This window comes from Marinobacter segnicrescens (genome assembly GCF_900111555.1).
GTDB lineage: Bacteria > Pseudomonadota > Gammaproteobacteria > Pseudomonadales > Oleiphilaceae > Marinobacter > Marinobacter segnicrescens.
Genome location: NZ_FOHZ01000045.1, coordinates 1 through 13,560 on the forward strand (window position 1 = coordinate 1; position 13,560 = coordinate 13,560).

Below are 13,560 nucleotides of genomic sequence, written 5' to 3' on the forward strand. Positions count from 1 at the left end.
ACAAGCCGGTTTTCCTGATCCTCGATAACCACCCGGTTCACCATGCTCGTCGCGTTCGCGAGTATGTCGAGAGCCTCGACGGCAAGCTCAGGCTGTTCTTCCTGCCGCCGTACTCGCCGGAGCTGAACCCTGATGAGTCTGTTTGGGGCTACATCAAATACCACCACGTCGGTAAAAAGATCATCAACAGTAAAGAACAACTTCGGAGCATTGTTTACCGGCAGCTTCGGCGCTTGCAGAAATTGCCAAAGCTATTGAAATCGTTTTTTGGTCATCCGGACCTGGCTTATATCTCTGGATGATGTTCGCTTACTTTATTTCGGGTTAGTACTTGCTCCCATTGGGTGCAATCGTCCTGCCTGCCCTGATGGCATTCTTCAGCGGAGAGAACCTGAAATTTGCTCGAATTACGGGACACCCGAAACCTTTCCCCCCTTTCCCCTTATCGGTGAACTAATGACGCCAATACCCCAGCCTGCTTCTACTGCCCGCCTCCAAGTTGCTGGCAGAAGAACCTGGGTCGAAGGCGTCTTCGTGGCCTGCAGTTCGTGTTGGATAGGCGGACCCAAACAGCAAAAACACTTCTTGCCTCCTGGATCAGACCAGTTGTGAATCTAGGTACCGTCGAACAGTGGACAGATCGTCGACCATGACTTCTATCGCGGTCCAATTGCCGAAAGCCTTGTTTGGTTTTTTCACCCATTCGTTCGCTTGCTGTTCCGTCGGAAAAATTATCCTCAGATTTTTGTAGATCCCGAAAACGTCTGAAACCCGCTCCATTGCCGACTCTGATATGGTCTCATCGGTATTGCCAGGAGCACCCAGAAGCTCCGATACTTCTGAGTCGTCTAGTCCCCAGGCGCGCGCTATGCGATGAAAGATTCGAAGAGCTGTTTCAGTCGATTCAGTAGGTAGAGTTTGGGTTTCGGGAGTCATCACCATCAGTTGTGCCATCGAGCGTCCATTATTTTCACCATTTTCCCACTCGTCATGTCGACTGTGACAGGTGTCCATCGATAATCTGGATCCCATTCGAAATCGGCCATTAACTGCATCACACACTCTATCGCATCGTTATGGTTCGGAAATCCCCGCGCTTCTGTCGGCTCCGTAGTAAAATTCATGCGGTAACCGTCGCCTGTCCCGCCATGCTCTGTCCGAACGTAGTGAACGTCATTATGGGTTTCCTTGAACAAGTAGCCAGCGACAAACATAAAACTTCTCCGTCCTGTTGAGTTAACGTTAGCCCGGCTTTTTCAGGGGAATAGCAGAAACCGACTAAACGTACTATTTTCTGTCCCGGTGATTCCGGCCACCGGGACACGGAGCCTCAAGCGGCATGGAACCGGACAGCCAGAAAACACCACGCCGCATACTTGTTGAACAGCGAACCTGCTTACCCTTGTAGGACATTATGCTTGGGCTATCCAGTCTAAATACCGGCGTGTCAAGGCCATTCCCTCGAGGGAATGGGTGAGCATGAAGTTCAGCGCCGACCGTCCACAAAATGGCTCGTCTGTCGTCGGAAGACGAATGCGCCCCGCAGCTCGTTCTTCCGTGGGATACAAGGTGTTCAACGCCCGATATATGCCCATCAGGTAGCTGATACGCATCAGAACATCATCCGGCATCTTCGGAGAAGCTTGCGACTGAAGAACCTGAAAGGTGTCCGCGTCCAGTGATAGCAGTTGCTGCTGCTCTTCGACCGTGCATTGCCACTGCTCCATGATGTACCGGAATCCTATCAGCCCGACACGCGCTTCCTGCTCCGATACACTGAGTTCTTTGTCACGGTCACTCCGCATAACGCTCTCACTCCGGTTTGGGGCAGCGCCAAGGTTAGTGGTACTCCCGTGGTTCAGGCCCGGGCCCCGGACTTCTCCATATGCTCACTGATCTCCCGTTCAAGCCGGGAATGGATATCCAGCAGTTCATCCTGTTCCACAGGCTGGTCCTTGAGACGGGAGCGGGATTTGTTGCGCTCAAGTTCGGCCCGCTGTTCGGCGTATACATGATGCAGTACCCCTACGCCCAGGCTGGCTTTTTGCTCGTCATTCAAATGCTTTCGCAGCTGTTTGAACTGCTCCGGAGTGGGCGGGTTCTGACGTCTGGTTTCGATGTCCTTGTGTCGAATCTGGAACGCTTCGCCCCACAGCGACAGTGCCTTGTCCCACGCCTGTGACAGGGACTGATGTTCCGTGATCGCAATTCGCACCGGGTTGCCAGGCGCATTGATTTGAAAATAACACTGTTCGGTCTGGCCACCGCCAATGGTGCCAATGCCCAGGGTGATGCCCTGAAAACCCACGCCCCGATAGGGCTTGCTCCGAGCATGCTCTGTGCGGATGAAGTCCAGGTACTTCACAGCGGCGGCGCGCATCGACCATCGGGCATCGTAGTATTCGGCGCGGGTTTTCTGGTACCGGTGCCAAAGCTCCTGGGGAACGTTGTCACTGGGTCGGCGCAGACTCAGATATTTCTGATAGCGTTTTCCACGAATCATTGCGGCAACCCGCCAACCATAGAATCCGGACGACAGCTCACCCTCGTCATAAAAATGTATGGCCATAGATGGCGTCAGGCTCTCTTCTGGTTATGTATGCAAGTATACAAGTCGATGGGCACACCGATTGGCATAACCCTGGTGTGCTTTCTGACAGATTCGGGCAACACCTGCCACTGTGCGGTTTGTTCCAGATCAGTAAGGGCCACACAGCGCGATTGCAACCCATCAAAGACCCGCTCGGGGTCATGGGCGAATCGTTGGACGATGGCAATCCAGTCCGGGTGCCCCTGATTCAGCCAGTCGCGCGGCCAGGTCGTGGCCCAGGCGATACCGTCTTCGTCCATAACCATGGGGGCGACATCGTACAGCGGGGTGAGATGGATGCCCCGTTCGGTGCGATGGAAGGCGGTGTTGCGCCCGTGATTGTCACAGTTGCCCAGCAGGCGGTTAAGGTGATCGCGGATCAGGTATTCGATCAGCATCTCGTCCGAATCACTGGCCAAGGGCAGGATCGTGTACAACACATCGATATGGCTCAGACGAGCACCGTTGCCGATACGACCCATCACATTATACAACGACTCCACCGGATAGCGTTCCCCTCCAGGTCCCCGGTCGAAGCGTCGAATCCATAGGGCATCCTCACGCCACTGGACCTCGGGCGCATCGAAGCCGAGGGTCTGCAGTGCCTGCAGGTACAGATATTCCGCATATAGGATGTCGACCCGGTTGCGAGTGACCGGCTCCCGGGGCCATTTCACCAGCCAGTAGTCAGTGATTGGATAGGCATGCGTTTCGTTGCCATCAAGGTAATACTGGCCATTGCCGCACCGGTTGACCAATAGCTTGGGGCTTTCGCCGCCGGCACCCAGTCCGGCCCAAAGGGGACGTGCACGATCCTCACCCCGCTCATACTCCGACGACACCAAGGGCGAGCGCCATTCTGAGGGATTGTCGAGATCAAGGGGGGTTGGTGCGAACTGCGTCGCTCGCTCCGAATCAGGGTGGTTGATTCGCAGGTTACCGATTGGCGAACAGGTCCCATGCTGCAACAACGCCAGATCAAAGTGAGGACCATCCTGGCGTCGGTGACCCATCTTCCCCAGTAAGCGCCGGCGAGCCCAGCCGCTGGGAATCAGGTCTCTGAGCAGGGCAGCAACAGGCTCTCCTTCGTAGGTCCGGAATACATCCCCGGGAATAGCCGGGCTTGGCCACTGCACGAAGGGCAGACTGAAGATCGGGACATCATTGTCTTCATCAAAGTCTGCTGACTCCGGCAAAATCTCGGAGCCAAGCAGAATTACTCCGGTGTCATAGTCTAGGCGCATGGGGCTGTGTAAGCCATGTTTCGGTTCAAAGAGGGAAATATTGGCCAGCTCCCCCCAGCCTGCCGAGCTCCACCGTTCCAGTGTCACACTGCCCATTCGTCACTCCTTTGTAAAATCAAGACCCTCCCATCGACGTTGAGAGCCTGCCCCTCGCCCAGGGTTATCAGCCATGGCCAGTCCCAATGGGAGTGTCCGAACACAGTCAGACCGGTATACCCTGTCTCTAGTGAAAGCGTTACGCCGGGATCGCCACGGCGGCGACGCTCAACGTCCTCCGGCCCCTGATGCAAAAGGATCATGTGCGGTCGCAGGGCGGTGACCGACTCCATGACCGTCAGGAACGCTTCCTCATCCCGCCGCTGGTGACGCCCGGGATTCCCGATGATGCCGCTGACGCCACCGACCCGCAGTCCGGCTGCGTTGCGAACCTGACCATCGAGAATTTGAACCGACTTTGGCAGCGCCTTCGGTTCCGCCAACTCATCGTGATTGCCATGCACGGCGAGGACCTGTGGCGCCAGCTGAGCGAATGCCTCGTAAACCTCATCCACCGGGCCGGTTCCACCGCGTTTGTGGCAGTCTGGATAATCGTAAAGATCGCCACACAGAAACGCCGCTTGCGGCCGCGGAATCGTACCTTCCGCCACTAATGCCACCAACGCTTCCGCTACAGGCACCCCCATCAGACGGTTGGCGCCGCCGTCTTCACGCCCCTGCAGGTCGGAGACAAAAATCAGCGCCTCTACGCCATCGGGCAACCCAGTGGCCCAGGCCCGATGAAAGGGCAGATGCTTACGCAGCGGTTTCCCTGAGGGGCCGCTGGTTCGATGGGGCACGGTGTGAAATGGCTGCTGCTCAACTTCAATGACCTTCAGCATGCATACACCACACGTTTAAATGATTAGAGCTCAACACGCTCGAAAACGTTATCGGTTCTCTTGGGGGACCATAACCCTACTCGCGCTCCCGACTGATACATCATCTACCTGTTTCTGAAGCTCGCGTAGCAGTAAGATCGATGGCATCGATCATTAAGCGATAACCACATGCCCCTGCATAGTTTTGCATCATGCGCCAGCTTCCCCGACCTCGCTCAATGGCAGAAATGCCGCTCTTGTCGGTTTTTAGACCTTTTGCCAAGTCTTCTTGAGTTAGACCTGCGCGGGTTCTTAAGGTGATTAAGAGGTCCGTCAGATCGAATTCGGTGGTCAATCGGTCATACTCAGAACGTACCGCCGGGTCCTTTAAGGCCTTTGTTTTCAGAGTTTTTAGATTCGCCATTCATCGCCATCCATTTAACTGTTTTCTGAAGAGGGGGCCGCAAGATTCCCGACCCAGGGCAAGACTGGTGCTCAGACACCATAGACCTACTGGATATAGTGAATACTCAGTAATCGGTATTTACCTGGTCAGCTAGCCAGCGAGCTACCCGCTCACAGAGCTCATCGTTCTCCTCTGGTCCGACTAGGCGGCAGTCACGAAAAGCGAGCGCATCGTCGATCTGCTTTTCGATGGGATCCCCCGGTCGCGCCACGACATACCCCATCAGCTTGGCGCCGGGTTTACCCTGCTCGATGGCCTGCTGACGTTCCCGTACCCATCGCTCGGCAGCTTCACGGTCAGCAAACCGCGGTGGCCGACGAATATAGAACCGCGTGGGGATCTCGAACCAGCGACCATCCCGGCAGTAGGCCACGATCTCACCGGACATCTCTGGCAAATAGCTGGTATCGCTCTGGAGTGCCTCGAGGGCACTGCGGAAGTCCGGAAAAGGCGCCAAGAACCGATCCCTCAGGTCAAATGCTCGGTACGCAAAAATATTACTCAAGGGCCCATCTGAGAGTACATCGGCGTGGGCGGCGTAAGCATCCAGACTCTCCAGAATACTGTTTTCACTGATTTTTTTAATCACTTCACGCCCTCCACCCTCGAACTACTGCCCTCGTCCAATGATACAAATTGTATCGTTTACTACCGTTGAGCTTTTGCATTCAGTTTCAAGACAGAGTAGCTTAATAAAATGAAACACCCAAGCAGGGATGTAAAAATGTCGAACCATTCGTTTGTCAACGGTTTTGTCACAATAGACACATTGCGTACCCACGCTGCGGCCTGCCTCCAAGCCGCTCCAATTGGGGTCAATGATGGGGAGGATCTTCTTGGCGTCGTGCTGGATCCGCTTAGCTACGAGGGGCTAATGCGGCTAGCGATTGTTCATCGGCAGCAACAGTCCGGGAAGGAGCCCTATCAGACGATGAGCGAGGCCATGACCGCATTCATTGACATGGGGGAGCGGCTACTTGGCGAAGCATCAAAAAGCGTTCCGGATGATGCGCACAACCGAAACCGACCTCATCGCGACCCAAGCCCAGATGACGAGCAGCCTCCTTCATGAGACGGAATCTGATTGTCCATCAGCATTTCGAGAGGAACCGGTATGGCCGGGACTGGGTCTGTGGCGACCTGCATGGCCATTGGAACCTTTTGATGGCAATCCTTGGAGAAAAGGACATCGATCTGGAAACGGACCGTCTATTTCTGTTGGGCGACCTGATTGACCGGGGACCGCAATCAGCTGACATACTCAACTGGGCCCTGCAGACCGACAACGTTTTCTCGGTGATGGGCAATCACGAACTGATGTTTATCGGTGGTGCCATCCGGCCGGGGTACCGGGAAGAGCATCGGCGCATCGGCGGTGAATGGGTCGATGAGTTGAGTTTCGGCCAGTATCGCAATCTGACGACGAAGTGCGCGAACCATCTACCGCTAACCATGACGATCGAGACCGCGGAAGGTCCACTGGGCCTTGTGCACGCCCAGTCGCCGGTCGATGACTGGTGTGAGCTGGCGACTATTGAATACACCGACCAAATCGCCATCGACTGCACCTGGCCGTGGAACCGGGCCACCGGTCCCGGGCAGTCGATCGCGGGTGTGAGCGCCGTCGTTTCCGGGCACATCGGTACTCAAGACATCGTTCAACGAGGAAACCAGCTCTGGATCGACACGCTTGAGACATCGGGTGAGCCCACGCTGTTACCGGTGCAGGAGCTCGTTACACTTGCGAGGCGAGAATCGTCATGACAGAACATTTTCCTGATGCTCCACTCCTCGTGGTGGATCTGGAGGCTACCTGTTGGGAGAACCGGCGAGCTCCGAATGGTGAACCCCAGAGCGTTACCAATATGGAGATCATTGAGTTTGGGTGCGCGCTGGCCACTCGGCATGGAGAACTCTTGGACAGCAGGTCGTTTCTGGTCAGGCCAACCTGGTCACCCCGGCTTAGCCAATTCTGCACGGCACTGACCGGCATTGAGCAATCCATGGTCGACGACGCTCCAACATTCCCGGAGGTTGTTGGGCAACTGGATAACTGGCTGGGAGAGCGAGCGCAATCGTTTATCTGGTGCAGCTGGGGAAACTACGATCGGCTTCATATCCTGGCCGATAGCACGAAGCATAACGTGGCCCCTGACTTCATGTTGTCGCCCCATCTCAACCTCAAGCGGATCTGGCGTCGCACGACCGGACAGAAACGGAAAAACGGTCTAGCTCACGCGCTCGCCTACCATCATCTTGAATTCGAAGGGCACCATCACCGCGGCGTGGACGATGCAAGAAATATGGTTCGCCTGCTCCCGTATATGGATTGGTCGCTCCAGGATCCATTGCTCACCCATCCGAGTCCTCAGGAGAGATCGTAATGAGGCTCGTGTGTATTTCGGACACCCACGGCTTACACCGACGAATCCCGGCGGTTCCGGATGGCGACGTACTGATCCACGCCGGTGACAGCCTGGGCCAGGGTACGCTGGAAAATCTGGCCGACCTGAACGATTGGCTTGGAACGTTACCCCACCGGCACAAGATCGTTATTGCCGGTAATCACGACTGGGTCTTTCAGGAAGCACCAGAGTTGGCCCGAGAGACGTTAACCCATGCCATATACCTGGAAGACAGTGGGGTCGAACTTGATGGGCTGCGGTTTTGGGGCTCCCCCTGGACGCCGCAGTTCCTGAACTGGGCGTTTATGCTCGAGCGGGGCCAGGCATTGCGTGAAAAATGGCAGCTGATTCCGAAAAATACCGACGTGTTGATAACCCATGGTCCACCAAGAGGCATTGGTGACCAGGTAGCGGTGGATTTTCGCACCAGGGGGGTCGGCTGCGTTGACCTCGAACAGCGTCTGGAACAACTCCCCAACCTTCAGGCCCACGTATTCGGTCACATTCACGAGGGCTACGGCCAATATCGGCGCGCGCAGACCCGACTCATAAACGCGAGCACCTGCACCGCCCGATACGAGCCTACCAATCCACTCATTGTGTTCGATCCGAGCAAGACAGGAGATTGTCGATGACCGCTGACGAACTGATCGCCCGATTGAGAGTTTTGCCTCCGGACACACCCGTTCTGGTGGAGGGGTATGAGAACGGATTTGACGAGATCGTAGAGCTGAAAGGGCAAGACGTGGTGCGCTATCGTCATGCCCAGCCGTGGGACGGTCAGTATCAACCGTCTGAGCGTTTCGAGCAGCCAGCCACCGGCATCATGCAGGCCGCCGTGATTCTGGGTCGTCGTGGACCGCTGCGATAGGAGGAGCCGGTGTCACAAAGGAACCGATACAACCTGACAGATTTGATGGCTCAATGTGATTCAGCCGCGCCCATCCCAGACGAACTGAAAGAGTGGGACCAGGCGCCCTCTGTTGGCCTCGAGCAAACGATTATGGACGGCCAAGTTGATATCGGCGACGTAATCCTCCAGTTCCGCGAGAGACTCGCGGACAACTATGCTGTTATCCAACTGGTTCTGTTCGGCAACCGGGCTCGAGGAGATTATCATTGTGAGAGCGACGTCGACGTTGCTGTGATGCTACTAGGTCTGACCTGCACCCAACTTTCTAATCCATCCTGATCTTAGTAATGTTCATCACCAGAGAGGACGATGAACATGAAGAAGCGATTCACCGAAGAACAGATCATTCCCATTCTGAAGGAAGCCGAGGCTGGCCTTCCGGTCAAAGAGCTGTGCCGAAAGTACAACATCTCGGACGCAACCTTCTACACATGGCGCAAGAAGTATGGCGGCCTGGAAGTCTCTGAAGCCCGTCGCCTGAAAGCTCTTGAGGAAGAGAACGCCCGGCTCAAGAAGTTGCTGGCCGAGTCCATGCTGGACACAGAAGCTCTGAAGGCCGGACACTACCCGACCCTGGACCTGAACATCTCCTATGGCGAGACCGATATTGATGGCCTGAGGGCCGGCAACACCGGAGGCACATCCGGCAGTGGCGGTGCCACCCGCACTGGCAACGGCACCACCACCGAGGGCGTTATTGGCGTGACCCTGAATGTGCCCCTGTACAGCGGCGGCGGGACACAGGCCGGGGTCCGTCAACAGCGCTCACGAGTGACCGCAGCCGATGAAGCCCTGAGCACGGTTCGCCGGGACGTTCGGGTCGATACCCGCAGCTTTTTCCGCTCCGTTAACACCAACATCGAATCCGCATCAGCGCTCGAACAGACCATCGTCTCAAGGCGAAGCGCACTCGACGCCACCCGCGCCGGCTACGATGTCGGCACCCGCAACATCGTCGAGGTGCTGGATGCCGAACGGGATTACTACGAGGCCCTGCAGAACTATGCCAACGCCCGTTATGACTACATCCTCAACAGTCTGCGCCTGAAACAGTCCGCCGGCACCCTCAGCCCCGATGACCTGATCCAGCTCAACCGCTGGCTCAGCGCCTCCGCTCCTGGCATCGAGGCAATTGCCGGGGACGATGAGACCATCGAGGATCCCACGCAAGACTGAATAAAACCCATAAGAGGCACAACAGCATGTTTTCAAGATATTTGCACAAAACCTTAGTAACCCTGTCTCTGAGCGCGGTCTCTGCCACAGCCGTGGCAGACAGCGAATGGCAAAGCGCCATGACCGGCGCCGACTGGGACGGCAGTATCGGTGCAGGCGCATTCTATGCCCCGGATTATCTCGGTAGTGACGACTATGAAACCCACGCACTCCCCAATATCAACCTGCGCTATGGCGAGCGATTCTATCTCAATATCCGGGATGGTTTGGGCTGGAACCTGCTTAACCAGAATGACTGGCAATTGTCCACGTTTCTTGGCTATGTGGGTGGTCGGGACAACGAAGGCGACATCGAAGCACTCGATGAAGTCGATTCGGGGGCCGCTCTGGGTCTGCGTCTGCGATACCAGGCGGGCCCATTCGATCACAGCGCTTCCGTACGCACCCCGGTCACGGGAGATGTGGATGGTTACCAGATTAAGCTTCGCAGCAGTTGGCGAACGCCGGTCTCTGATAACTTGTCATTGTCTGTGGGGCCAGGCCTGACTTACTCCAGCAAACAGTGGACCGAAGACCTTTTCAATATCTCAGCGGTCGAGAGCGCGCGTTCCGGTCTGCCCCGCTTTTCGGCAGACAGCGGATATCTTCGGGCCCGGCTAGGGGGCGCGCTGACTTACCGGATGACCCCTTCATGGTCGCTGACCGGCCTTGCAGGCGTGGCTTACCTCACCGGCGAGGCAGAAGACAGCCCGATTGTGGACGACGTCGGTAACGCCACTCAGGCGTTTGGTGGCGCATTAATCAATTATCGATTCTAATAAGGGCGTCGGGGTCGCCTCAGCCGAAACTGGCATTATCTCTAGCTCACCGACAACATCCGCTCAGATGCTGGCTGCCCATACGCAAGAGTTGCGGCATAAGCCGTTGCAAGGCCGGCCAGCCAGCTTACCCATGCGGCCCAGTAAAACAGTCAGGTCTCGACAGCCAGGAACACTGGCACGCCGGCGCCGTCCCATTCCTCTCCCATGCAGGCCAGTGAAAATAAGGCGCTGTTTGAAATACGGCCATCACCAAAGAGAGACTGGCTGACCGCCAAAGTCCTGGAACGCATCAATCTCGGTTATATTCTATCTATCCACCTTGCATAGAAGGACTATTGGTTGCCTGCTGTGGTTGCAAGCAGCAACTGAACCCGACCGCTGGCGATCAGTACACTCCGTTCCCTCTGCCAGCAGTTTACCTGTACCAAGCTGGTGCGGCGCCCCTGGCGGACAACCTCGGCACTGGCGAAGGTAGATCGTGCCTGCGCTGACCGAAGGTAGTTGATGTTGCTGTCCAGTATGCGTGGGTACGATGCCTGCGCACCTTTGCCGTGCGCAGCAATCCGCGCCGTGATCTCGATCAGCGCACCAAGTACACCGCCATGCAGGGCGGGCAGCATAAAGTTGCCAATCAAAGACTTTTGATAAGGCAGATGAACCCATACCCCACTGGAGTCTTGTTGAGCCTGAAGCCCGAGATGGCGAGCGTAGGGAATGCGTTCCAGCAAGGTTTGCCAGTATTCATTGTTGCCTTCCCGTAGGTCCGGACCTGGTTGCAGTGAATCGATACGCTGGCTCATGCTTCTCTTTTCTGTCCTAAAGTAGTCTGGAAACGTTGGCCGCGGGTATTGCGCATGAAGGTTGCGCTACCCGCCGCAACCGGCTGCTTATCGCCCTCAGGGAAGATGTTACAGTGAATGAACGCGATTTCGTCCGTAAGGTAACGACAGGCTGCTACCGCCAGCAGGGCGCGCTCGGTGGTGGCGGACCGAAAGTAATCCATTCGGAGATCCAGTGTGGCGATCGGGGTGAGCTCCCGGGCTTCGGCAAATACTGCCAGCCCGCTGGCCGAGTCCGCGAGCGAATACAACACGCCGGTGCAAATCTCCTTTGCGCCATCGTCGGCGATCATCCATGACTGTGGCATCAGGCGCATGCAGACCTCTCCCCCGTTCACAGAAACAACCTGCATGCCCAAATCCTGACCATGGGGGACCTCTTGGGTGAACTGCCACGCGGTCATCACGGCATTACTGTGCCTTTTTTCGTGGGATTCAGTCATCAGCGCTGCCCAGCCGGAATGCTAAGCTTGCGGAAACAGGAAAGCTTTCGGGCGAGATGGTTCATCTGTAAATACCATACTTTGTGTCGGAGCGGTGTTTTAGTTATTTTGGTTGGTTAACCAACCAATAGTCAAGCTCTGGCGGGTATAAATGGCGGTTACTTGCATGATGGCGTACCATCACACAAAGGCTATATAGTTGATTTTTTGAACATTACGCTGGCCGTGCCAAGGAGATATTGAAGCTATGGTTCTCAGACCAGTCACGACGGTGCGCAAACTGGATGACTAGTGTCCCGTCCGGTTAATTCGTTTATTTATTATCAATGATGCTCAGCTTTGCTCGCGCCACTGAAGTCATAATCGATTCTGCACTTTTGTGCCACCGGAACGGCTTGGCCAGTTTCTCGTTATGGGTCTTTATATACCGGCGAATCGCCGTCTTAAGTTCGCCCACACTGGTAAAGATTCCACGGTACAAAGCGCGGCGTTCCAGCTGACCAAACCAGCCCTCCACGGCATTCAGCCAAGAGGCACTGGTTGGTGTGAAGTGAAGCGTGAACCGGGGGTGTTTCTCCAGCCAGGCTTTTACCTCTGGTGTTTTATGAGTCGAGCTGTTGTCCAAAATCAGATGGAGGTCCTGCTCTTTCGGTGTTCCTCGATCAATTTGCCGCAGAAAGTCGAGAAATTCTTTGGCACGGTGGCGTTGCGTGATGCGCCCGATCACTTCACCGTTCAGTATGTTCAGGGCCGCGTATAAGCTGGTCGTACCGTGCCTCTTGTAATCGTGGGTGCGGCGCTCAATCTGGCCGGGTTTCAGTTGGAGTTTAGGCTGCGTACGATCCAGTGCCTGGATCTGCGTTTTCTCATCAACAGACAGCACCAGGGCGTTATCCGGCGGATTCAGGTACAAACCGACAACATCGAAAACTTTATCAGCAAAGTCCGGATCATTGCTGATTTTGAAAGTTTTCAGCCGGTGCGGTTTCAGGTCAGCGGCTTTCCAGATCTGATGCACTTGCCAGCGACTAACACCGGCATATTCGGCCATCAACCGGACGCTCCAGTGGGTTGATTCCTTGGGCAGCTTTTTGACCGTGTCATCAAGAATTGCCTTAACCTTTTTCTGATTCAGCTTTCTGGGTTGCCCGGGTCTTGGTGCATCCTGAAGACCGCTCAGGCCCTGTTCGGTGTAACGATTACGCCACTTGAATACCGTGGCCGTTGCGTAAACCGCTGAAGGTTGCCACCCATTCCGCGTGAAGCCTGCCACCCGGACCGGAGCAAGGCTGCCACCCATCGGAGCGTAGCGACGCGGGGTTTCTCTTCTTACTCCGAAGTCTCAGTGCCCGTCAACTTTGCCTGCTGTTTTCGCATGGATTCGCCCCGCAGATTGATCTTGTAGGCGTTGTGTACGAGCCGGTCCAGGATGGCATCTGCCAGAGTGGCGTCACCGATCACGCCGTGCCATTCCTCGATGGGTAGTTGGCTGGTGGCGATAGTGGAGCGCCGGCCATGTCGGTCTTCCAGCACCTCCAGCAAGTCCCTTCGGTTCTCCGCGCTCAGCTTCATCAGCCCCCAGTCATCCAGGATCAGCACGTCGACCTTGGCCAGACTTGTCAGGAGTTTTGAGTATTGGCCGTCGCCCTTGGCAATGGTCAGCTCCCGCATCAGTCGGGTCAGGCGCACGTACTGTGCGGTGTAGCCTTCCCGGCAGGCCTTGTGTGCCAGTGCACAGGCCAGCCAGGTTTTGCCAACCCCGGTGGGACCAGTGATGAGCACGTTCAGGTGTTCTTTGACCCACTG

General features: G+C 56.0%; 18 protein-coding genes and 3 pseudogenes. 10 read left to right on the forward strand and 11 right to left on the reverse strand.

The genetic code is table 11. The annotated features are described in order from the left end of the window. Nucleotides 1-302: transposase (locus BM036_RS18850; RefSeq protein WP_177186113.1), on the forward strand; the 302-nt coding region annotated here is incomplete at its 5' end. A 295-nt stretch (nucleotides 303-597) separates the two neighbouring features. Here the strand turns inward: BM036_RS18850 and BM036_RS18855 are convergent. From BM036_RS18855 to BM036_RS18890, 7 genes are all read right to left on the reverse strand, one after another. Continuing rightward, nucleotides 598-954 carry an MbcA/ParS/Xre antitoxin family protein gene (locus BM036_RS18855; RefSeq protein ID WP_218144846.1) on the reverse strand — a complete coding sequence of 119 codons (357 nt, stop codon included), beginning with the start codon at nucleotides 952-954 and terminating at the stop codon, nucleotides 598-600. 458 nt (nucleotides 955-1,412) lie between these two features. Further along, the gene (locus BM036_RS18865; protein WP_143066661.1) at nucleotides 1,413-1,727 is read right to left on the reverse strand and encodes a DUF2384 domain-containing protein; all 315 of its coding nucleotides are present in this window, start codon (nucleotides 1,725-1,727) and stop codon (nucleotides 1,413-1,415) included. 131 nt (nucleotides 1,728-1,858) lie between these two features. Then, complete coding sequence (locus BM036_RS18870; protein ID WP_091855192.1) at nucleotides 1,859-2,569, reverse strand: hypothetical protein; 711 nt, start codon at nucleotides 2,567-2,569, stop codon at nucleotides 1,859-1,861. An 8-nt stretch (nucleotides 2,570-2,577) separates the two neighbouring features. Continuing rightward, nucleotides 2,578-3,930, reverse strand: a complete 1,353-nt coding sequence (locus tag BM036_RS18875) for a type II toxin-antitoxin system HipA family toxin (protein WP_091855193.1) — start codon at nucleotides 3,928-3,930, stop codon at nucleotides 2,578-2,580. Beyond that, entirely contained in the window at nucleotides 3,918-4,712 is a 795-nt protein-coding gene (locus tag BM036_RS18880; RefSeq protein ID WP_091855194.1) for a metallophosphoesterase family protein, read from the reverse strand. The genes BM036_RS18875 and BM036_RS18880 overlap by 13 nt, the downstream gene beginning before the upstream one ends. A 100-nt stretch (nucleotides 4,713-4,812) precedes the next feature. Then, entirely contained in the window at nucleotides 4,813-5,115 is a 303-nt protein-coding gene (locus BM036_RS18885) for a helix-turn-helix domain-containing protein (protein ID WP_091855195.1), read from the reverse strand. A gap of 106 nt (nucleotides 5,116-5,221) precedes the next feature. Beyond that, nucleotides 5,222-5,614, reverse strand: coding sequence for a hypothetical protein (locus tag BM036_RS18890; protein ID WP_143066662.1), 393 nt, complete (start codon nucleotides 5,612-5,614; stop codon nucleotides 5,222-5,224). A gap of 267 nt (nucleotides 5,615-5,881) precedes the next feature. On the opposite strand from BM036_RS18890, the gene BM036_RS18895 reads away from it, so the two are divergent. The 9 genes and pseudogenes from BM036_RS18895 (at nucleotide 5,882) to BM036_RS18930 (ending at nucleotide 10,469) form a co-directional block, all read left to right on the forward strand. Continuing rightward, nucleotides 5,882-6,229, forward strand: a complete 348-nt coding sequence (locus BM036_RS18895; RefSeq protein ID WP_091855197.1) for a hypothetical protein — start codon at nucleotides 5,882-5,884, stop codon at nucleotides 6,227-6,229. Continuing rightward, nucleotides 6,226-6,921, forward strand: a complete 696-nt coding sequence (locus BM036_RS18900) for a metallophosphoesterase (protein ID WP_091855198.1) — start codon at nucleotides 6,226-6,228, stop codon at nucleotides 6,919-6,921. Before BM036_RS18895 ends, BM036_RS18900 begins: the two co-directional genes overlap by 4 nt. Then, nucleotides 6,918-7,541 carry a 3'-5' exonuclease gene (locus BM036_RS18905; protein WP_091855199.1) on the forward strand — a complete coding sequence of 208 codons (624 nt, stop codon included), beginning with the start codon at nucleotides 6,918-6,920 and terminating at the stop codon, nucleotides 7,539-7,541. The genes BM036_RS18900 and BM036_RS18905 overlap by 4 nt, the downstream gene beginning before the upstream one ends. Beyond that, nucleotides 7,541-8,197 carry a metallophosphatase domain-containing protein gene (locus tag BM036_RS18910; protein WP_091855200.1) on the forward strand — a complete coding sequence of 219 codons (657 nt, stop codon included), beginning with the start codon at nucleotides 7,541-7,543 and terminating at the stop codon, nucleotides 8,195-8,197. Before BM036_RS18905 ends, BM036_RS18910 begins: the two co-directional genes overlap by 1 nt. Next, nucleotides 8,194-8,433, forward strand: a complete 240-nt coding sequence (locus tag BM036_RS18915; protein ID WP_091855201.1) for a hypothetical protein — start codon at nucleotides 8,194-8,196, stop codon at nucleotides 8,431-8,433. Before BM036_RS18910 ends, BM036_RS18915 begins: the two co-directional genes overlap by 4 nt. A gap of 9 nt (nucleotides 8,434-8,442) precedes the next feature. After that, nucleotides 8,443-8,754 (forward strand): nucleotidyltransferase family protein, encoded by a 312-nt coding sequence (locus tag BM036_RS18920; protein WP_143066663.1) that lies wholly within the window; start codon nucleotides 8,443-8,445, stop codon nucleotides 8,752-8,754. 36 nt (nucleotides 8,755-8,790) lie between these two features. Continuing rightward, nucleotides 8,791-9,030 (forward strand): annotated as a pseudogene (locus BM036_RS20620) (transposase); the annotation flags it as partial. Further along, complete coding sequence (locus BM036_RS18925) at nucleotides 9,007-9,651, forward strand: TolC family protein (protein ID WP_177186114.1); 645 nt, start codon at nucleotides 9,007-9,009, stop codon at nucleotides 9,649-9,651. The pseudogene BM036_RS20620 and the gene BM036_RS18925, both read left to right, overlap by 24 nt. 26 nt (nucleotides 9,652-9,677) lie before the next feature. After that, complete coding sequence (locus BM036_RS18930) at nucleotides 9,678-10,469, forward strand: MipA/OmpV family protein (RefSeq protein ID WP_091855204.1); 792 nt, start codon at nucleotides 9,678-9,680, stop codon at nucleotides 10,467-10,469. Between the two features lie 335 nt (nucleotides 10,470-10,804). Here BM036_RS18930 and BM036_RS18935 read toward each other — a convergent pair whose 3' ends face one another. The 4 genes and pseudogenes from BM036_RS18935 to istB all read right to left on the reverse strand — a co-directional run. Further along, nucleotides 10,805-11,272, reverse strand: a complete 468-nt coding sequence (locus BM036_RS18935) for a PaaI family thioesterase (protein WP_091855205.1) — start codon at nucleotides 11,270-11,272, stop codon at nucleotides 10,805-10,807. Beyond that, entirely contained in the window at nucleotides 11,269-11,754 is a 486-nt protein-coding gene (locus BM036_RS18940; protein WP_091855206.1) for a PaaI family thioesterase, read from the reverse strand. Before BM036_RS18940 ends, BM036_RS18935 begins: the two co-directional genes overlap by 4 nt. Before the next feature lie 313 nt (nucleotides 11,755-12,067). Beyond that, nucleotides 12,068-12,970 (reverse strand): annotated as a pseudogene (locus tag BM036_RS18945) (IS630 family transposase); the annotation flags it as partial. A 113-nt stretch (nucleotides 12,971-13,083) separates the two neighbouring features. After that, nucleotides 13,084-13,560, reverse strand: a pseudogene (gene istB, locus BM036_RS18950) (IS21-like element ISSpu5 family helper ATPase IstB); the annotation flags it as partial.